The 18,526-nt window shown below is 59.1% G+C and carries 17 protein-coding genes and 1 pseudogene; 8 read left to right on the forward strand and 10 right to left on the reverse strand.

The genetic code is table 11. From position 1 onward, the window contains the following. The first annotated feature begins 58 nt into the window (after nt 1-58). On the forward strand, nt 59-601 hold the full coding sequence (locus tag Q4577_RS18185; RefSeq protein WP_303471404.1) for an OmpA family protein: 543 nt from the start codon (nt 59-61) through the stop codon (nt 599-601). Nucleotides 602-604: 3 nt separating this feature from the next. Then, nucleotides 605-1,360, forward strand: a complete 756-nt coding sequence (locus Q4577_RS18190) for a caspase family protein (RefSeq protein ID WP_303471405.1) — start codon at nt 605-607, stop codon at nt 1,358-1,360. A 68-nt stretch (nt 1,361-1,428) separates the two neighbouring features. Here Q4577_RS18190 and Q4577_RS18195 read toward each other — a convergent pair whose 3' ends face one another. The 5 genes and pseudogenes from Q4577_RS18195 to Q4577_RS18215 form a co-directional block, all read right to left on the reverse strand. Beyond that, on the reverse strand, nt 1,429-2,754 hold the full coding sequence (locus tag Q4577_RS18195) for a hypothetical protein (protein WP_303471407.1): 1,326 nt from the start codon (nt 2,752-2,754) through the stop codon (nt 1,429-1,431). After that, nucleotides 2,735-4,588, reverse strand: coding sequence for an ATP-binding cassette domain-containing protein (locus Q4577_RS18200; protein WP_303471409.1), 1,854 nt, complete (start codon nt 4,586-4,588; stop codon nt 2,735-2,737). The genes Q4577_RS18195 and Q4577_RS18200 overlap by 20 nt, the downstream gene beginning before the upstream one ends. 454 nt (nt 4,589-5,042) lie before the next feature. Beyond that, nucleotides 5,043-5,504: pseudogene (locus Q4577_RS18205) on the reverse strand (C4-dicarboxylate ABC transporter); the annotation flags it as partial. 199 nt (nt 5,505-5,703) lie between these two features. Then, complete coding sequence (locus Q4577_RS18210) at nt 5,704-6,387, reverse strand: class I SAM-dependent methyltransferase (protein ID WP_303471410.1); 684 nt, start codon at nt 6,385-6,387, stop codon at nt 5,704-5,706. After that, the gene (locus tag Q4577_RS18215; RefSeq protein WP_303471412.1) at nt 6,384-7,292 is read right to left on the reverse strand and encodes an NAD(P)/FAD-dependent oxidoreductase; all 909 of its coding nucleotides are present in this window, start codon (nt 7,290-7,292) and stop codon (nt 6,384-6,386) included. Before Q4577_RS18215 ends, Q4577_RS18210 begins: the two co-directional genes overlap by 4 nt. Nucleotides 7,293-7,492: 200 nt before the next feature. Between Q4577_RS18215 and Q4577_RS18220 the strand changes: the two genes are divergently transcribed. Continuing rightward, nucleotides 7,493-7,942, forward strand: a complete 450-nt coding sequence (locus Q4577_RS18220) for an Rrf2 family transcriptional regulator (RefSeq protein ID WP_303471413.1) — start codon at nt 7,493-7,495, stop codon at nt 7,940-7,942. A 92-nt stretch (nt 7,943-8,034) separates the two neighbouring features. On the opposite strand, the gene Q4577_RS18225 is transcribed toward Q4577_RS18220, so the two are convergent. Continuing rightward, entirely contained in the window at nt 8,035-8,754 is a 720-nt protein-coding gene (locus tag Q4577_RS18225; protein WP_303471415.1) for an SDR family NAD(P)-dependent oxidoreductase, read from the reverse strand. 68 nt (nt 8,755-8,822) lie between these two features. Here Q4577_RS18225 and Q4577_RS18230 point away from each other — a divergent pair, with 68 nt between their 5' ends. The 5 genes from Q4577_RS18230 (at nt 8,823) to Q4577_RS18250 (ending at nt 13,920) form a co-directional block, all read left to right on the forward strand. Then, nucleotides 8,823-9,449, forward strand: a complete 627-nt coding sequence (locus Q4577_RS18230) for a TetR/AcrR family transcriptional regulator (RefSeq protein ID WP_303471416.1) — start codon at nt 8,823-8,825, stop codon at nt 9,447-9,449. A 394-nt stretch (nt 9,450-9,843) separates the two neighbouring features. Beyond that, nucleotides 9,844-10,164, forward strand: a complete 321-nt coding sequence (locus tag Q4577_RS18235) for a hypothetical protein (protein ID WP_303471418.1) — start codon at nt 9,844-9,846, stop codon at nt 10,162-10,164. Beyond that, nucleotides 10,161-11,660, forward strand: coding sequence for a sodium:solute symporter (locus Q4577_RS18240; protein WP_303471420.1), 1,500 nt, complete (start codon nt 10,161-10,163; stop codon nt 11,658-11,660). The genes Q4577_RS18235 and Q4577_RS18240 overlap by 4 nt, the downstream gene beginning before the upstream one ends. Nucleotides 11,661-11,806: 146 nt before the next feature. Further along, a complete protein-coding gene (locus Q4577_RS18245) occupies nt 11,807-12,712 on the forward strand; it encodes a LysR family transcriptional regulator (RefSeq protein WP_244690641.1) in 906 nt (301 codons plus the stop codon). 110 nt (nt 12,713-12,822) lie between these two features. After that, the gene (locus Q4577_RS18250; RefSeq protein ID WP_303471422.1) at nt 12,823-13,920 is read left to right on the forward strand and encodes a carbon-nitrogen hydrolase family protein; all 1,098 of its coding nucleotides are present in this window, start codon (nt 12,823-12,825) and stop codon (nt 13,918-13,920) included. A gap of 89 nt (nt 13,921-14,009) precedes the next feature. On the opposite strand, the gene glpK is transcribed toward Q4577_RS18250, so the two are convergent. The 4 genes from glpK to Q4577_RS18270 form a co-directional block, all read right to left on the reverse strand. Further along, nucleotides 14,010-15,488 (reverse strand): glycerol kinase GlpK, encoded by a 1,479-nt coding sequence (glpK, locus tag Q4577_RS18255; protein WP_244690645.1) that lies wholly within the window; start codon nt 15,486-15,488, stop codon nt 14,010-14,012. 114 nt (nt 15,489-15,602) lie between these two features. After that, nucleotides 15,603-17,318 carry an ABC transporter substrate-binding protein gene (locus Q4577_RS18260; RefSeq protein ID WP_244690647.1) on the reverse strand — a complete coding sequence of 572 codons (1,716 nt, stop codon included), beginning with the start codon at nt 17,316-17,318 and terminating at the stop codon, nt 15,603-15,605. An 82-nt stretch (nt 17,319-17,400) separates the two neighbouring features. Then, a complete protein-coding gene (locus Q4577_RS18265) occupies nt 17,401-17,673 on the reverse strand; it encodes a DUF2160 domain-containing protein (RefSeq protein ID WP_244690649.1) in 273 nt (90 codons plus the stop codon). A 24-nt stretch (nt 17,674-17,697) separates the two neighbouring features. Next, nucleotides 17,698-18,525 (reverse strand): carbohydrate ABC transporter permease, encoded by an 828-nt coding sequence (locus Q4577_RS18270; protein ID WP_303471427.1) that lies wholly within the window; start codon nt 18,523-18,525, stop codon nt 17,698-17,700. Nucleotide 18,526 lies beyond the last annotated feature (1 nt).

Genomic DNA, 18,526 nt, shown 5'->3' on the forward strand with positions numbered 1-18,526 from the left:
CATTAATAACTTTGCGATATTTCTCAAGCCCAGAGTCCAATAGGTTGCGAGACATCCAATGCGGTTATTATTGACGGCTGTTTTCGCTGTTTTGATCTCCGGATCGTCGGCGATAGCACAACCAAATCTTGCCAGTCTGCCGATCGACGCAGACCGCTGTGCTATTGCGTTTGCACTGACAGGAAAGGCGCTGACCGGCTGTGCGCCCCCCCCCGCGCCGCAGGGCATCTTTCGCAGCACGCCACCGAACGATGGCTATATGGTGCAATTTTCCTTTGATTCCGAATCGCTTTCAAAACCCTCACGGGCGCATTTGGACCGGCTTGCCGGGCTTTTGAACGGTCCGTTGTCGGACCTTTGTCTGATGTTGGTTGGTCATGCCGATAGCGTCGGCGCGGCGTCCTATAATCAAGCGCTGTCCAACAAACGCGCCGCAACGGTCCGGCTCTACATGGCGGGGCCGGGATCGGTGGCCGCGGCGCGGATTCACACCGGTGCCAAAGGCGAAAGCCAGCCTTTGCCTAATCTTGACCCCGCCGATGGTCGCAATCGTCGGGTTGAGATTCTGGCGCGGCCGCGTGGCGACGGTGGGTGTGGATAAGGGATGCATCGACGTTCCCTGCTCGCCAGACTCGCCGCGTTGCCGTTGTCGGCGGCAGCGGCGCGCGTGGTGAATGCCGCGCCGCGTCGGAACATCGCCGCGTTGTCGGTCGGGATTTCATCGTACGCACATGGCCCTGCCCTGCCCTCCGCCAATCGGGATTCGCGCCTGATGGCGGCGACATTTTTGCAATTGGGCTATGAGACCGAGCATATATCAGACCCAAGCCACCAGGAATTTCTTTTGTCTCTTGCACGGCTTCGGGTTCGGGCGGAGGCCGCCTGGACAGTGGTAATTTATGTGGCCGCGCATGGGCTTATGCGTGGTGGTGAAAGTGTCATTTTCCCCCGGGACGCAGATTTCGCCAATGCACCCTTGTCCCAGGCAGTGCCGGAAACGGTGTTGTTGCGGGCGGTGTCCGATAAACCCCGGCAAAAGGTTCTGTTCCTGGACACATGTCGCGAAGTGCCGGGATTATCCGGGTGCCCGGCTGGGGATTGCGGGGTCTATGCACCGGGTTTTTTGGCGGGAACCCATGTCAGCTATGCCACGCAACCCGGCGCCGGATCGTTGGACGGCGGTGATGGCTATAGCCCGTTTGCCCGCGGTTTGCGCGAAACACTGACAGTGCCCGGTTTGGACCTGGCGGAAGTGTCGCGGCGGGTACGGTCGGACGTCATTCGGTCGACGTCCGGATTGCAAGTCCCTTGGGACCGATCATCATTGCTTGAACCAATTGTTTTGAATGCCACCGGATAATCGAGTTTTATTTCTACTTGCGAATGCAGGTGGAAATTTTGCATAAAATTTCGAACGAATTCCAGATACTACTTTGGCCGGGTCGTCGCGAACTGCCCCTTTTCCGCGGGTTGAATGTCGGTCACCCGCGCCGCTTTCCCCGCGTCCAACATGGGATTATTGGCGGAATTTCCGCGCCTTGCAGAAATGGTACTCTGCATCATCGTTTCCCAGATGGGCAGATCCCCCAGGCGCACTTTGACCTGTGTCGCGGTCGCGCGGCCAAACAGGGCAAGCCGGTCGCTCAGTTCTAGCAAGTGCAGCTGACTTTCTGAATCCAGCGCGACGCTGATCCGAATGTCATTTGCGCCCAGAGCTTGTAAATCGGTGATTTCGCCCTGCAATGAGCGATGGGTTTCAAGTTGTCCAACAATTTTCACCGAAACCGGTCGGCCCAATGTGATGCCATTTATTTGTGACTGAGGCACATCGAAATAGGCCTGGAACTGATCACTTTCAGGCGGGCGCATTTGAATCAGGTTGATATCCGATTGCGCGGGTCCGGTTTGAACCAGATTGCGCACGCGCACGATCTCACCGTCAAAGGGTGCTGCAATCCGGGGGGTGTCCATGTGCAATTTCAGGATCTTTTGCAAATTTCGTTTGCCCTGGATCTCTTGCTCCAGTTGCTGAACGCGGTCGAGCCGCTTTGACCGAAGACTGCTTAATTCCGCGCGCTGTTCCAGTTCGTTTTCCGCCAGTTGCGAATCGAGATCTGCGCGCACCAGCGCCAGTGCCAGGGCGCGGCGCGCATCGTCTTCGCGCCGTACTTTGTCTTGATTGTCCTTGGTTGTGGTCAATACACGAATGTAATCCTCGACCAGTTTTCGTTTGCTGAGCAACGCGTCGCGATGGGTGCCAAACCGCACATGCACCTCGACCCTGTCATCTGTGAAGCCGCTGCATTCCTGCACGGCCAGTGACACCGCCGTTTGCTGATCCTCTGTGACACCTTTGATGTCCGGGGTGCCGGGTTTCTGCGTCGAAAGCAGACAATCGCGCAGAACCGTGTGATGCAACAGGCCTGCCTGAAGCTCCTTGACCGCTGCCGACATCGCCGCTTTGTCCAGGGTTGCGAGGGTCTGGCCCTGGACAATTGTGTCGCCGGGCGCAATCAGGACTTTTTCCAGAATTGCACCTTCCAAAAGGTAGATCGGCAAGGGGTCCACTTCAGGGCGCAAGGTGCCTGAAAAACTGCGATACGATCCGATGGTTGCACCCGAAACCATCGCCACGCCAAGACTGACGCCGGCGGCCATTGCGCCTGCGCCGACGGCCAGCCAGAACAATCGTTTTGGCCGAACAAACCGTTTTGGCACCGCTGTATAGCGGATTTTAGCTTTCCGGGCTGGCATTCAACGCCCCCGGTTTCGACCCTGATTTTCGTGGATCGTATGTTTCTATCTTGGCCTCGATCCAGCGATCTTCGATTTGATTGCCCATTTCAACCTCAAGACAGTGACGGCAAATCATCGCGAGGGGCGTTAATTTGGCATCGGGCATGTCGCTTTCCGATTGCTCTTTGGCCAATTTCAACTGGGCATCGGAAATCGGGGCGTCGCTGTCGTGCATGCGCAGGATGCAATGGCCGACAAAATGTTTGAACGTGAAATGTACAGGCCCGGGCATGACCGGATCCGCCGACTGGCACGACAATATCAACATGTTGGAGGCCACGACGCCAACCTTGCGACGGTTTCCATCGTCCCCACTGCGGTTGAAATTCGACCGAACCCAGAGCCGGAGACTGTCATCGCTGGTCAGCGAGCGATTGGCGATCATGCGCACCCAGCCAGATCCCAGGCGGTCGCGGACATCCTGACCATCCCCGAAATCCATCACCCGGCCATTTTGCAGCGAAATAATGCGATCGCATTTTTCGAGAATGGCACGGTCATGCGTCGCGATCACAAAGCTGCGGCCAAGTTTGGCTTCATGTTCGATCCGGCGGATCAAGACGCCGATCTGACGTGGCGGCAAACCGGTTTCCGGCCGATCCAACAGATAAAGTTGCGGACCAAGCGCAAAGAGCCGGGCCAGTACCAGCGCCTTGCGTTGCATATACGGCAAATCGCCGGCCTGCTCAGCCGCGCAGATGTTTTCCACCAGATCGGTGGAGAACAGAAATTGTTCCAGCATCCATCGTGCGCGTTCCAGAAAAGGTCCATCGTGAAAACAGGACAGGTTTTCCGCCCCGGATGCCGGCAGAATGATCAATTCTTCCGGCAGCAGCGCGGCTGACACTGTTTGCTCTTCTGCGCGGCGACGCCACAGGTCATTGCCATTCAGCCGCACCCCGCCGGCCACTTCCATGTCATTGAGCGCAAAGGGATCAATCAGGGTTTGCAACAACAGGCTTTTCCCCGCCCCGCTGTCCCCCAGAACACCGGTGACCGTGCCGGGATCGACCGAAAAGTTGATCTGCGACAGCAGGGTCGTGCCATGTTGATTGCGCACGCTCAGGTCGTGCACTAACAGGCCGGGGTGGTCTTCGTCCAGATTGACGGTGTCGCCGCTGCGCACCTCTGTGGCGGGGATCAAATGGGCCTCTCGCCGGTAGGCCCATTCATGCGCATAGTCCAAAAGCGCCTCGACCGCCCAAAGAGAGCCGATCAGAACCGGCGCCAGGGCGGCCATGCTGACATGTTCCACCGCAATGAAATAGCTTGTCGCCGCAAGCGACAGGACAATTGCCAATGCCCGCCCGGCGCGCTGCACCGTTTCGGACATTCCATGGTCGGTCGACCTCTTTTGCGCCATACGCTTGCCGATGGCGTCGCGCCCCGCCATGATGGACACCGCTTCTGATTGCAGAAAATCCCAGGCCGGTTCCCAAGAGAAATAGCGTGCCAAAACGTAATGTGCCGCGGCGCCCAGGCCGGCGGCCAGCGGCACCGCAGCACCGATCAAGGGATGCATCAAGCCGAGGCAAAGACATAGGATCAGCGCCACACCGGCCCGCCCCCGCAAGGCCATTTTGTGTCGTGCGTTCCGATGTCCGGCCAGCGCCCGCGTATAGGTATACCCCAACATCACCATGCCAAGGACAAGCGACAGCCCAACCGCAACCAGCGGCGCGATCATGTTCACTTCGCCGTTTTGGGCAACGACCGAGGCGAAGACCACACTGATCACTGCAACGGCCAGAAAACACAGCATTTCCCCGACGGAAAAAAGTGTCGCGATCAAGGAGAGCCAGCCTTCGAACGATCTGTCGCGAAGGGGCAATTGTATTTCTTGCGGCGCCGAAGCGGCCGTCTCTTCGCCGTCGCGCGTGTTCTTAAGCTCCGGGAAGTGGCGCATTATGCAGTCCCATGGATAGTTTTCCGGGACCTGAGTATCGCAAGCAAATTAATAAATTGCTTCTGTCCCCCGGCATCACGCCATCATTTGGCGATCTTGGTCAGAACAGGTGGATTTTTTGACAGCAAAAGCAGGGCCGGGTGCCCCCGAACCCCGCGATCCCGTCACATATTGGCGAAATTGCCGCCCTGGCGCTGATAGCCAAGCGTGCCCGGCTGGAACAACACCAGATCAGCAGATTGATCGACAACAAGAAGGCCAGCGGCGAAATCTTGAGATCAACCAACACGGAAGCCATCATCGACGCGATGTTGTCCGAAGCGACGATGAAGTTCAGGATCAGCGCGGTATAAACCTCGGCAAAAGACATTGGCGTCGGGTTGGCCCCCAATGCGCGCCCTAGGAACTGCCATACGTCGGTGCCCGGCATCCGCAGGCTTACACCCGCCAGATCATCCGGGGTCGAATCCGTCAATTCGTTCTTTGTCTGACGCAGGTTCCCCTGACGGCGGCCCGTGATACATTACGGCCAAAAGGTTGAAGCCCAGCTCAGTTCGTCTTCGGCTTTTTGTTTGAATGCATCCATCAGCGGATCGTTGAACACCGCAACCTGATGGGCGGCATCCTGATGCACGTATCCGGCGGTGAAAATCGAAAACTCCGGGAAGACCGTTGCCAGTTCCTACGCCGAGGTGATCGAAAATTCCAGATCGCCAACTGCGATGGCCTCAAGCTCGGTGCCTTGGGCAAACAGAGTCGCGTTCCAATGTGGTTCAAAATCAGCAACTTCGCGGACCAACGGGCCGTGGCCAGCATGGCGCGGCGCTTCAAAGAAATAGACATGTGTATTCCTCCCAAGGTCGGGCCAATCGGGCACCTGTGTTTGGTATTCCATTTCGTGGGTGGAATGATCCATGCTGTCCACGAATACCCAAGTCACCAGAAACACCCATATTTCTGTCGATTGCTGCGCCTGCATTCGGCTGGGGCCGGTCGCGCCATTAGAGGGCCCCGGCATAGGCCACCCATCCCCGAAACGACAAGGCGGCATAAAACAGCGACGGCGCGACAAATCCGGCGTCGCGCAGCAGCATCTGTTCCACATCCGGGGTCAGCAGGGTCAGCTGTTGCGCCATGGTATCGGCAGATTTGATGGCCGCCTGCGGGTCGCCCTCGGGTCCGGCAGCAAAAGCAGCGGAGCGGGCAAGCCAGTCCTTTGCCGCGCCGGCCTCTGGCGCGCAATGATGTGCGACAATCAACGGCGCGCCGGGTGCCAGACGCGCCCGCAATCCGCGCAGAACCTCAAGCCGCTCCGGGATCGACAGAAAATGCAGCGTCAACAGACAGGTCGCGCCGTCAAACGGCCAGAACGGGGCCTCGTCGATCCGGCCTTTGATCAATTCCACCTGCGCGCGTTCGGGTTCCAGGATCCTTGCGGCGAGATCAAGCATCGGCTGCGATGGGTCGACGCCGACAAAGGACCAATCCGGTCGTGCCCGGGCAAAGGCCCGAAGCTCAAGCCCGCCGCCCGCCCCCAGCACAAGGATGCAGGCCCCCGTTGCCGCCCGTTCTGACAGGAGGTTCAGCGCCATGTGATGCAGATCGGTGTAGCCCGGAACGCGGCGCGGCGTGTCCGCACAATACCGGGCCACCCGGTCGGGATCGGCAAAAGGGTCCGGCGTCATGGCGCAAAGACCAGCGTGCGATGGGCTGCGGTGCCTGCGGTGACACCGTCAGCAACCGCCCAGCTGACACTATGCGGCGCACGCGCAATATCCCCGGCGGCATAGACCCCAACGCGTGAGGTCATCTGGCTGTCATCCGTGACAATCATCGGCCCCATGGGAGAGTCTGTCATCTCCAGCCCAAGTTGGTCGGCAAGCGGGCTGGTCAGGGTGGACTGCGGCGCGACAAAAAGCGCCTCGATGTCGACCGCCTGGCCGTCTTGTAGTTGCACAGAGGTCAGCGCCTGTCCCGGCCCCTGCACCGCAGTCACCAGTCCGGGTTCGACCCGCACATCGCGGTGCGCCAGTGCGGCCTGATGGTCGTCGGACAGGGTATTTCCGTTTAAAAACAGCGTCGTCGGCCCCCATTCGGCCACCAATTGCGCCTGATGCACCGACATGTCCGTGCGATAGAGCACGCCAAGTCGGCGATTGCTGAACTCAAAGCCGTGACAATACGGACAGTGCAGAACGCTGCTGCCCCAACGCTGGGCCAGTCCCGGGATGTCGGGCAAATTGTCCTGTATCCCAAAGGCAAGGATCAGAATCCGGGCCTCGACAGGTGTCGCGCCCGGCGCGTCACCGGACAGATCGACCGCAAATCCGCCATCATGAGCAGAGGCCCTTTGCGCTGCGACCTCGCGGATTTTGACCGTGGGATAGCGGGTTAATTGGGCCTGCGCATCCGCAAGGATCGCCTGTGGCGCGCGCCCGTCATGGCCCAGAAACCCATGCGATGCGGCGGCAAACCGGTTGCGCGGGCGTCTGGTGTCCAGAACCAGCACGCGGCGCCGCGCCCGGCCAAGATAGGTGGCGGCCGCCAGACCGGCAAAGCCGCCGCCAACAACAATGGCATCATATTTCATCTTCGGTTTCCTTCGGATTTGGACCGGCGCGGTACGCTGGTCTGAAGATTGGACATCGGTGTTCTTGAGATGTATCTTTAACTGATACGAAAAGAGAGGTGATTCATGTATCAATTAAAGATACGAGAAATTCCAGGACTGTCAATCAACGTAATCAACCGTTCGCGCCGGGCCGTATCCGGCACGCGAAGGCCGTCGGCATGAACCGGGACACCCGGATGTCGGATGTGCTGCATGTCTTGCTGCATCTTGATCAGGTCGATGTGCCTGTCACCTCAGAGCGGCTGGCGCAAAGCATGGGCACCAATTCGGCGGTGTTTCGGCGCACGATGGCGGGATTGCGCAACGCTGGATATGTCCAATCGGGGCGTGGGCATGGCGGTGGCTGGTCGCTGGCGCGACCCTTGGCAGAGATTACCCTGCTGGATGTGTATGACGCGCTGGGCCGGCCGACATTGTTTGCCATTGGCATGCGCTCGGACAACCCCGACTGTCTGGTCGAGCGTAACGTGAATTTGGCCTTGAAGGACACCATGGCGCAATCCGAGGCTTTGTTCATCTCCAGCTTCGGTGCCATTACATTGGACACGTTGTTGCCGAAACTCCTGCGGCCCCGGTCGGCCGATTGCGTCACAAACCAGCCTGATTAAGCGCCCCTGTACCCTGCCCCTGAGCCCCGCTGGTGCCGGACAGATCTGTGCCAGGGGCACATATCCTGCCCGGCCCGCACATTGGGCCGCTTCTACCAGGGCGTCACCCCGGCCGGTTCGACAAATGTCCCGGTCTCCTGACCTTCCAGGGCATAGCGCACCGGCAATACCGCGCCCTCCTGCGGGGTCATGTCGCCCATACCGGTCAGGTCGGTCTTGACGAACCCCGGGCTGACGGAATTGACCTTGATGCCGCTGTCGCGCAGCTCTTCGGCCAATTGTACGGTCAGCATGTTCAGCGCGGCCTTCGAGGCATTGTAACCGATGAAGCGGGCGGCAAAATAAGGCGAGGTCGGGTCGCCATTTACCGCCAGTGAGCCCAGCGAACTGGACAGGTTCACGATCCGGCCCTGCCCCGCCGCTTTCAGCAAGGGCAGCATGGCCTGGGTCACTGTCAGAGTGCCGATGAAATTGACGTCCAATACCCTGCGCACGCTGTCGATGGCGGCGCTGCCGGGCGTACCATCGGTGAAATCGAACACACCGGCATTGTTCACAAGAATATCGAGACGCCCAAACCGCGCGGTGATGTCGGCGGCGGCATCTGTCACGCTTTTGGGGATGGCAATATCGACCAGACAGGTCTCTGCCGTCAGCCCGTCCCTGGCAAGATCTGCGAGCGCCGCCGCGCCGCGCGTGGCGTCGCGCACGCCCAGAATAACCCTGACCCCGGCCTGGGCCAGTTGGCGGGCGATCTCCAGCCCGATGCCTTTGTTTGCGCCTGTGACCAGGGCGATAGGTTGCTGTTCCATTGAAATTTTCCTTCGGTTTGACCTGTGTTCAAAATATATGAAGGATCATTCAGCTTTTGGATTCGCATATGATCGACCCGGCCCCGGCGGCCCTGACCGCCCGTAAAACACCGCGCCAAAGCCGCGCAAAGGTGACGTTGGATGCCATTTTCGAGGCCGCCATTCAGGTTTTGATTCGCGATGGCATGGCCAGCCTGACAACCACCCGCGTGGCCGAACGGGCCGGGGTGTCGGTTGGGACGATGTACCAGTATTTTCCCAACAAACAGGCGCTGATCTATGCGTTGAATGCCCGGTATCTCGAAACCTTGGCAGAGCGGATTGAGGCGACCTGCCAATCGCAGCATGGCGCAGCGATCAACCAGATGATTGACGCCCTGATCGACACCTATTGGCGGGCCAAGACCGAATGCGCCGAGGCCACCCGCGCATTGTATAAATCCGTGGTCGAGATGGACAATGACGCGTTGGTCCAGCGGTTTGCCGCCCGGACCAACGAAGCGACGCGGGCGATGCTGATCAGCGCGCCGAATGCGCGGTTTTGCACCCCGGACATTACCCATCTGACGCTTGTCACGGTCATTTTTGGCGCTGTCCGCAATGTGTTCGAACGCAATCTTGATCCGCCCGAGGCCGAGGCGCTTCGCGTGGAACTGGTTGCAATGTGTCAGGCCTATGTCGCCGCCCGGCTTTGATCTGCGACTGTTCCATTGTGTGCCTTTGTGCAGTTCTGCCCGCAGCGGCCCGCAATTCGGCGCATATTTGATTAAAAAACAGGCACCTCGATTTGATGCGGGGCAGAGGGCTGGCCGGGCCACTGACCTGCCTGCGCAACTCTGCTCAGATCCGGGTATTAGCTTAACAGGCTGAAAAATATAAATAATACCATAAAGGGCGGACACAGAAGCCCCCCAGAAGACCGGCAAATTCCACCAATCCACGGGCGGAACTGCCCTGCCGACGGTATTTGCACAGCCCCGTGCACAATCAATATCTGGCGGCCTCGCCAACTTGTGCCACGCTTAACGGATTAAGCAGACCGGGGCAGTCCCGGCGGCACTATAAAAACGGAAACAAGGGGGTTCTGCCATGTCCAACGTAACCTATTCTACGGCCGCCGGGGGGGCGACGCAGCCCGGCGGCTACCCGTGGCTCGGCATTGTGCCACAAAGCACGACCGGCCGGATGTTCCTGGCCTGGGGGCTTTTGAACGTCGTGCTGGCGTTGCTGCCGGTGTTCGACATCCTTGGCAACGGCGCGGAACAGGGGCCTTTGGCGATGCCGCTGACGATATTTTACTGCTACGCGGTGTTTTCCCTGAATTGCCTTCTGGGTGCGGTTTATTATCTGGTGCGCGGGCGCGCCTGGGTCGCACTTGAACAAAGCCAAAATGCGGGGCCCAGGACATGACCACCTTTGTGACACTTCTGGGCATTTCGCTCTATCTCGTGCTGATGTTCTATATCGCCTATCGGGCGTATAAGACCAACAAACACGACGACCCCGAGGATTGGTTCCTGATGGGGCGTGGTGCAAACACCCTGATGCTGGTCGGCACGATGTTTGCGACCTGGTTTTCCACCTTTGCCTTTCTCGGCGGGCCCGGCTTTTTCTACAAGATTGGCGTGAACTGGCTTCTGTTTGGGTTTTTCAACGCGATGGGGCCGGTCATGGTGATGGTGCTGGGGCCGCGGATCTGGGCGCTTGGCAAGAAGTTCAACTTCATCACCCCCGGCGATCTGTTGGCGACCTATTACAACAGCAGCCGCCGCATTCGTATCCTGACCGGGCTGATCTGTATTGCGGTGCTGTTCCCCTATTCCGCGATTCAGATCACCGGCATCGCCATTGCGCTGAATTCGATCTCTGGCGGATTGATTGCCTTTAACGTTGGTGTTCTGCTGATTGCGGTCTGCGTCGGGGTCTATTCCTTTGTCGGCGGCAGCCGGGCGGTGGTCTGGACCGATGTGATCCAGGGCTTCATCTTTGCCCTGCTGTTGCTGGGCACGATGTTGCTGGTGATCCGCTGGGCCGGTGGCTGGTCCGAGGGCTGGGTGGCGGCAACCACAGCACGCCCCGAGATGTTCATCTTTGACGGTGGAGCAGGCAATTACATCACGCTGATGACGCTCTGGACTTTTGGTTGGGTGCTGACCCCGCATCTGTGGCAACGTCTTTATATGGCCGACAGCCCGCAAACGCTGGTCAAAGGGGCCGCCATCACATCCTTTCTGGCGTTGTTTGTCGTCACCTTCACCGGTGTGGTGATCGGGATGATGTCGCTGGGCATGGACATCACGATCCCCGAAGGCAGCACAACCGACGCGCTGGTGCCGGAAATCTTTGCGCAATACCTGCCGGCGATGGGTGTCGTGCTGGTGATCGCGGTGTTTGCGGCGGGCATGTCGACGCTGGACAGCCAGATGATTTCCGCGACCTCCAGCTTTACCCAGGATCTGGTGCCAAGCATCAGGAATGTCGACAACAGCCAACGGATGCGGCTGGCGCGCTATTTCGAGGTGGCCTTTGTGCTGGCGCTTGTCGCATTTGCCTTCTCGCCACAGGGGCGGTCGTTGATTGCGCCGCTGGCGTCGATCGGGGTCGGGATGGCATTGTCCTTCCTGCTGCCGCTGCTGGGGGCATTGTTCTGGAACCGCGCGTCTGAACCGGCGGCCTTCTGGGGGATGTTGCTGGGCTGGGGGGTGATGGTGGCGATGCAGTTCAATCTGCTGCCGAACCCCGGTTTGATTGGCCCGCCGCTTTGGGGTCTGATTGTCAGCGCGGTGGTGTTCTTTGGCGGATCTCTGTTGCGCGATGATCCGGTTGATCCGGCCCGCCGCAAGGAATTCCAGGACGACATGGCCGACCGCTTTCCGGAAACCAACGGCAAGATCCAGACCACCTGATCCTGCCACATGACAGACAGTCGAAACGGCCCGCAGAGCGATCTGTGGGCCGTTTTTCCGTGGTTTCGGATTTCAACGCATGCGCCGCGTTCTCGTGTTACACAGGTGTCACAGGCTGCTGTATACGGGCGCAAAAGGGTAGGTTCATGGCGGATCCATTGGAAAATCTGGATTGGGACGATCTGAAGGTCTTTCTGACTTCGGTGCGGTGTCAAAGCGTCAGCGCCGCCGCGCGTGACCTTTCGGTCAGCCATTCCACCGTATCGCGGCGGTTGTCGCGGTTGGAATACACCCTGGGCGCGGCCCTGTTCGAGCGTAACCGCGAGGGGCTTGTCCTGACCACCTTTGGTCATATGGTGCTGCGGCGCGCAGAGGAGGTTGCCCTGGGCATCAACAGCCTGCGCAGCGACATGTCCGGCGAAGGTGACACCAGCGGCGTGATCCGCTTCGCCACGATGGAGGGCATCGCCTCACTTTATCTGTCGTCGCGGCTGGCCGGGTTTCAGGCCAGCTTTCCCGGTATCCGGCTGGAGCTTTTGACAACATCAAGGCAGGTCCAGATCAGCCACCGCGAAGCGGATATGTTCCTCAGCTTCTTTCGCCCCCAGGGGGACAAGATGGCGACCCAGAAATTCGGCGCCTTCGGCATCGGGCTTTATGCAGCAGAAAGCTATATTTCGAGCCACGGCGTGCCGGAAAGCCAACATGATCTCGCGGCGCATAGCTATGTTGGATACCTTGATCAATTTGTCGAACTGGATGCCGTGCGCTGGTTGGAAGAGATGGTGCATCAGCCCAATATCGTCTTCTGGAGCAACAGCATGATCGCACAGCGCAACGCCGCCCGTGGGGGTCTGGGTATTGTGGCGCTGCCGCATTTCGCCCTGTCCGATCAGGACAGTCTGATCCGCATCATGCCGGATCTGTCGGTCACGCGCACCTTGTGGCTGACAGTGCATCAGGATCTGCGCCATCTGCCGCATATCGTTGCGCTGAAGAAATTCCTCGCCCAACTGTTTCAGGAAGACGCCACATATCTCGCTGGAGAATGAATGGGGATAGCCGCGCGCTGATTGCCAAATCAGCACAGCGGCGTTCGCAAATGAATATTGGGATCACCGCCACTTTCCGGGACATTCGGTTGAACCAAAGGAGTTTGCGAATGTTCGATACCCATAGTTTCCGGGCCGCTGCCGCCCATATCGCCCCGGTTTACCTTGATCCGGTCGCAAGCGCGGAAAAGGCGGTGTCGGCCATCGCAGAGGCGGCCCGAAACGGCGCGTCCATCGTCGTCTTTGCCGAGGCATTTTTGCCGGGGTTCCCGGTGTGGGCGGCGATACATGCCCCGATCCGGTCCCATGATCTGTTTGCGCAATATGCCGCCGCATCGGTGTTTGCCGATGGTCCCGAGATCGAGATGATTCGCCAGGCCGCCGCGCGTCATGACATCATGGTGTCCATTGGCCTGTCAGAGCGCAATCCCGCCTCTGTCGGCAGTCTTTGGAATTCGAACCTGTTGATTGACGAAAGCGGCCGGGTCGTGAACCACCATCGCAAGCTGGTGCCGACATTTTATGAAAAACTGGTCTGGGATCCCGGCGACGGTGCCGGGCTGAACGTCAGCGCCAGCCGCTGCGGTCGTGTTGGGGCGCTGATTTGCGGGGAAAACACCAATCCGCTGTCGCGGTACAGCCTGATTGCCCAGGGGGAACAGGTGCATATTTCGACCTATCCGCCGATCTGGCCCACCCGCCCGCCCGAGGACAGCGGCAATTACGACAATCGCGCCGCCAATCACATCCGCGCGGCGGGCCATTGTTTTGAGGCAAAATGTTTTGGCATTGTCGTGGCGTCGCCGTTTGACAGAACCGCAACCGAGGTGGTCGCCGGCAAAGACCCCGCGCTGATCCCCTTGCTGGAGGAATGCAGCCGCGCGCCCAGTTTCTTTGTTGATCCCACCGGCCAGCTGATCGGGGAAAGCACCGTGGACGAGGGCATCGTTTATGCCGATATAGATCTGGCCCGCTGTCTGGAACCGAAACGGTTTCACGATCTGGCGGCAGGCTATAACCGGTTTGACATCTTTGATCTGGCGGTCACCCGCAAGCGCGGGGTGCCAATCCGCTTCACCGACCAGCCCCAGCCGACTGAGCCCCAGCCGCCAAAACCCCAGCGGCCAGAGTCGCAGCAGGCTGGGCCGCAGCAGGCTGGGACATCTGCGGACAGTGACACGGATGCAGCGCCGCCAACGGCGGGCTGACATCCCGCCCCCGGTTTGGTCCACCGGTCTTGCTCAGACCGGCGTCACTCAGACTGGCCTCGTTCAGCTTGGACTCCCCCAAGCGGGCGTCACGCCATCAAAGTTGCATCGACCGCGCGTTTCCATGCGGCGCATTTTGATTGGCGCAGGCCATCGTCCATTCCGGGGGTAAAATTGCGCTCCAGCGCCCAGGTCGCGGCAAATTCTTCCTGATCGGGGTAAAGCCCGACCTGCTGCCCGACCAACCAGGCCACCCCCATCGCGGTGGTTTCCAGGATCTGTGGCCGGTCGACAGGCGCGTCGATGATGTCGGCCAGGAATTGCATGGCATAATTGGATGCGCTCATCCCGCCATCCACCCGCAATGTCGCCTCGCCCGCGCCGCCCATATCGGCCTGCATCGCGGTCAATAGATCGCGGGTCTGGAACCCGACGCTTTCCAGCGCCGCCCGGGCAAATTCATTTGGTCCGCTGTCGCGCGTCAAACCAAAGATCGCGCCGCGACACTCAGGCTTCCAATATGGCGCGCCAAGCCCGGTAAAGGCCGGCACAAGGATCAGATCCTGGGTTGTGCTGGCCGCTTTGGCCATGGTTTCGCTGTCCGCTGCGTTTTCCAGCAGCCCCAAACCATCGCGCAGCCATTGCACCACCGCGCCGGCAATGAAAATCGACCCTTCCAGCGCATAGGTCGGTTTGCCGTTCAACTGATAGGCGATGGTGGTCAGCAGCCTGTTCTTGCTGGTCACGGCGGTGTCGCCGGTGTTCAACAGCGCAAAACAGCCCGTGCCATAGGTGGATTTCAACATGCCGGGCCGGAAACAGGCCTGTCCCAGCGTCGCAGCCTGTTGATCGCCCGCCACGCCAAGGATCGGCAATGCGGTGCCAAGAATGTCGGTTTCACCAAAGTTCGCCGCGCAATCCTTGACCTCTGGCAGCATCGACAGCGGAATATCCAGCATATCACACATGGTCTGTGACCAGCGGCCGCGACGGATGTCATAAAGCATGGTGCGCGCCGCATTGGTGGCGTCGGTGACATGCTGCTTGCCGCCGGTCAAATGCCAGATCAGCCAGCTGTCTACCGTGCCAAACACCAATTCCCCGGCATTGGCCCGATCACGCGCGCCATCGACATTGTTCAAAATCCAATTGACCTTGGTGGCGGAAAAATAAGGGTCCAGCAGCAGACCGGTCTTTTCGATGACCGTGGCCTCGTGGCCGGCATCCTTCAAGGATTGGCAAAAGGCCGCGGTGCGCCGATCCTGCCAGACGATGGCATTGTAAACCGGCTCTCCTGTGGTGCGATCCCAGACCAGCGTCGTCTCGCGCTGATTGGTGATGCCGATGCCGACAATCGCGTCAACCGACACGCCGGTTGTGTCCACAACCTCGCGGCAGGTGGCCAATGTCGTCGACCACAGATCGCCGGGATCATGTTCGACCCAGCCGCTTTGCGGGAAATGCTGGGCAAATTCCTGTTGCGCCGATCCCACCAGTTTCAAATCAGCGTCAAACAGGATGGCGCGGGTGGATGTGGTGCCTTGATCAATAGCAAGGGTATAGCTCATTGGACCGCGACCTCCCTCGGGTTTGGCGGAGTGGATGGTATGGGACGGATTTGGAAGGGGCAAGGGTGGCCGGGGCGATTGCGCCCCGACCGGTGTTTTGGCCTCAGATCCGGCTTACTGCCAGGATTTGATCAGCTCGTCATATGCGACGGTTTTCGGCTCTTCATCTTCGTTGGCAAGTTTCGCCTTGGGCGAACCTTCCTGCGACAACCAGTATTCCGGGTCCATTTCGTCGTTCAGTTTCGGACCGATGTCACCCTGAATGCCGGCCCGCTCCAGACGTTCCATCACACGTTCCTGATCGGAACACAGACCATCCAGCGCTTCCTGCGGGGTTTTGGCACCCGACATGGCGTCGCCGATGTTCTGCCACCACAATTGTGCCAGCTTCGGATAGTCAGGCACGTTGGTGCCGGTGGGCGACCAAGCGGTGCGCGCGGGCGAACGATAGAATTCAATCAACCCGCCAAGCTTGTCCGCACGATCGGTAAAGCTTTCGTGCTGGATGGTGCTTTCGCGGATGAATGTCAGACCGACATGGGCCTTCTTCACGTCCACGGTTTTCGAGGTGACGAATTGAGCATAAAGCCATGCGGCCTTTGCCCGATCCACCGGGGTCGATTTCATCAGCGTCCAGGATCCAACGTCCTGATACCCGATCTTGGTGCCTTCTTCCCAATATGCGCCATGCGGCGAGGGGGCCATGCGCCATTTCGGCGTGCCATCCTCGTTCATCACGGGCAGATCGGGTTCTACTGTCGCGGCGGTGAACGCCGTGTACCAGAACATCTGCTGCGCAACATTGCCCTGTGCCGGAATTGGGCCAGCCTCAGAGAATGTCATGCCAGCCGCAGCGGGGGGCGTGTATTTTTCCAGCCATTCAATGGCCTTGGTCACAGCATAAACCGCCGCCGGGCCATTGGTTGCGCCGCCACGGGCGACACAGGAACCCACAGGCTGCGAATTTTCGTTGACCCGGATACCCCATTCATCCACCGGCAGGCCGTTCGGCTCGCCTTTGGAACCGGCACCGGCCATCGACAGCCAGGCATCGGTATAACGCCAGCCAAGGCTGGGGTCTTTCTTGCCATAGTCCATGTTGCCAAAGACTTCGCCTTCGACACCCAAACGCGACAGGTCGCGACCGGTGAAGAATTCAGCAATGTCTTCATAGGCTGACCAGTTGACCGGAACGCCCAGATCATAGCCATATTTCGCTTTGAAATCCGCTTTGTTCTGTTCGTCGTTGAACCAATCGTAGCGGAACCAATAGAGGTTGGCGAACTGTTGGTCGGGCAATTGGTACAGATTGCCATCCGGTGCGGTGGTAAAGGATGTGCCGATATAATCGTCCAGATCCAGACCGGGGTTGGTCACATCTGCGCCCTCACCCGCCATCCAGTCGGTCAGGTTGCGCGCCTGTTGATAGCGCCAGTGGGTGCCGATCAGGTCACTGTCGTTGATATAGCCGTCATAGATGTTTTCGCCGGACTGCATTTGCGTTTGCAGCTTTTCGACCACGTCACCTTCGCCGATCAGATCGTGGGTGATCTTGATGCCGGTGATCGCGGTAAAGGCCGGGGCCAGAACCTGGGATTCATATTCATGGGTGGTGATGGTTTCGGACACCACCTTGATTTCCAGATCGGTGAACGGCGCGGCGGCGTCGACAAACCACTGCATTTCCGCTTCTTGTTCGGCGCGGCTCAGGGCCGATTGATCGCCGATTTCCGCGTCCAGGAATGCACGTGCCGCGTCCATGTCGGCGATTGCCGGTCCGGACATCAGGCCAAGCGCAAGCACCACGGCTGTTGTTGATTTCAAGTTCATTTGGTCCTCCCTTATATTTGAACTTGTTTCGAAGGTGCGGCCCGCCGGGTTCTCCCGCCGCCGGGTCGCAGAGGTCTGAGGTCTAGACCCAGCGGAACACCGCTGCGGCGTAGATCAGACAGACGATCAGCGCAAAAGGTTGGTTTGCGCCGACCAATCCAAGCCAGGCCAGATTTATAAAGGCCGAGCCGAGAAGCGTGATAAAAAGCCGATCCCCCCGCGTGGTTTCAATTTGCAGAACACCAACGCGGGGCGTTTCGGGGAATTTGATCGCCAGGATCGTAAAGGTGACCAAAAGCGCGGCAATCACCAGAAAGAAAGTTGCGGTCGGCCAAGTCCATGCCATCCAATCCATTGGAATTACTCCTTTTTCTCTGATTTACACACGACCCAGGGCAAAACCCTTGGCAATGTAGTTGCGCACGAAATAGATCACCAGCGCACCGGGCACGATGGTCAGGATGCCAGCCGCGGCCAGCACACCCCAGTCGATGCCGGCGGCGCCCTGGGTGCGGGTCATGATCGCGGCAATCGGCTTGGCGTCTACCGTAGTAAGTGTACGCGACAACAGTAGCTCAACCCAAGAGAACATAAAGCAAAAGAATGCCGCCACCCCGATCCCCGAGGCAATCAACGGGGTGAAGATTTTTACAAAGAACCGGCCAAAGCTATAACCGTCGATATAGGCGGTTTCGTCGATTTCCTTGGGCACGCCGCGCATGAAACCTTCCAGAATCCAGACCGCAAGCGGCACGTTGAACAGACAATGCGCAATCGCCACCGCGATATGGGTGTCGAACAACCCGACCGAGGAATAGAGCTGAAAGAATGGCAGGGCGAAGACCGCCGGCGGGGCCATCCGGTTGGTCAACAGCCAGAAAAACAGGTGTTTGTCACCAAGAAAGCTGTAGCGGCTAAAGGCATAGGCCGCCGGCAACGCCACCGCGAGGCTGATCACCGTGTTCAACACCACATAGATCAAAGAGTTGACATAACCCATGTACCACGCCGGATCGGTCAGAATGGTCACGTAATTGGCCAGGGTCAGATCACGCGGCCACAGGGTAAAGCTGTTCAGGATTTCGGTGTTGGTCTTCAGGCTCATGTTCAGCAGCCAGTAGATCGGCAGCAACAGGAACAGAAGATACAGGGTCATCACCACCATGCGGCCATTGATTCTTGGCAGACGAGTTGATTGCGTGGCCATG

This window comes from Marinovum sp. 2_MG-2023 (genome assembly GCF_030548265.1).
Taxonomy (GTDB): domain Bacteria; phylum Pseudomonadota; class Alphaproteobacteria; order Rhodobacterales; family Rhodobacteraceae; genus Marinovum.

What these genes read in the sequence shown, in the direction of transcription:
- Q4577_RS18245 (WP_244690641.1), top strand. Translation starts at nt 11,807, where the DNA reads ATGGCGGATCCATTGGAAAATCTGGATTGGGACGATCTGAAGGTCTTT.
- Q4577_RS18195 (WP_303471407.1), bottom strand. Translation starts at nt 2,754, where the DNA reads ATGCCAGCCCGGAAAGCTAAAATCCGCTATACAGCGGTGCCAAAACGG.
- Q4577_RS18230 (WP_303471416.1), top strand. Translation starts at nt 8,823, where the DNA reads ATGATCGACCCGGCCCCGGCGGCCCTGACCGCCCGTAAAACACCGCGC.
- Q4577_RS18225 (WP_303471415.1), bottom strand. Translation starts at nt 8,754, where the DNA reads ATGGAACAGCAACCTATCGCCCTGGTCACAGGCGCAAACAAAGGCATC.
- Q4577_RS18235 (WP_303471418.1), top strand. Translation starts at nt 9,844, where the DNA reads ATGTCCAACGTAACCTATTCTACGGCCGCCGGGGGGGCGACGCAGCCC.
- glpK (WP_244690645.1), bottom strand. Translation starts at nt 15,488, where the DNA reads ATGAGCTATACCCTTGCTATTGATCAAGGCACCACATCCACCCGCGCC.
- Q4577_RS18190 (WP_303471405.1), top strand. Translation starts at nt 605, where the DNA reads ATGCATCGACGTTCCCTGCTCGCCAGACTCGCCGCGTTGCCGTTGTCG.
- Q4577_RS18210 (WP_303471410.1), bottom strand. Translation starts at nt 6,387, where the DNA reads ATGACGCCGGACCCTTTTGCCGATCCCGACCGGGTGGCCCGGTATTGT.
- Q4577_RS18260 (WP_244690647.1), bottom strand. Translation starts at nt 17,318, where the DNA reads ATGAACTTGAAATCAACAACAGCCGTGGTGCTTGCGCTTGGCCTGATG.
- Q4577_RS18240 (WP_303471420.1), top strand. Translation starts at nt 10,161, where the DNA reads ATGACCACCTTTGTGACACTTCTGGGCATTTCGCTCTATCTCGTGCTG.
- Q4577_RS18185 (WP_303471404.1), top strand. Translation starts at nt 59, where the DNA reads ATGCGGTTATTATTGACGGCTGTTTTCGCTGTTTTGATCTCCGGATCG.
- Q4577_RS18270 (WP_303471427.1), bottom strand. Translation starts at nt 18,525, where the DNA reads ATGGCCACGCAATCAACTCGTCTGCCAAGAATCAATGGCCGCATGGTG.
- Q4577_RS18265 (WP_244690649.1), bottom strand. Translation starts at nt 17,673, where the DNA reads ATGGATTGGATGGCATGGACTTGGCCGACCGCAACTTTCTTTCTGGTG.
- Q4577_RS18220 (WP_303471413.1), top strand. Translation starts at nt 7,493, where the DNA reads ATGAACCGGGACACCCGGATGTCGGATGTGCTGCATGTCTTGCTGCAT.
- Q4577_RS18250 (WP_303471422.1), top strand. Translation starts at nt 12,823, where the DNA reads ATGTTCGATACCCATAGTTTCCGGGCCGCTGCCGCCCATATCGCCCCG.
- Q4577_RS18215 (WP_303471412.1), bottom strand. Translation starts at nt 7,292, where the DNA reads ATGAAATATGATGCCATTGTTGTTGGCGGCGGCTTTGCCGGTCTGGCG.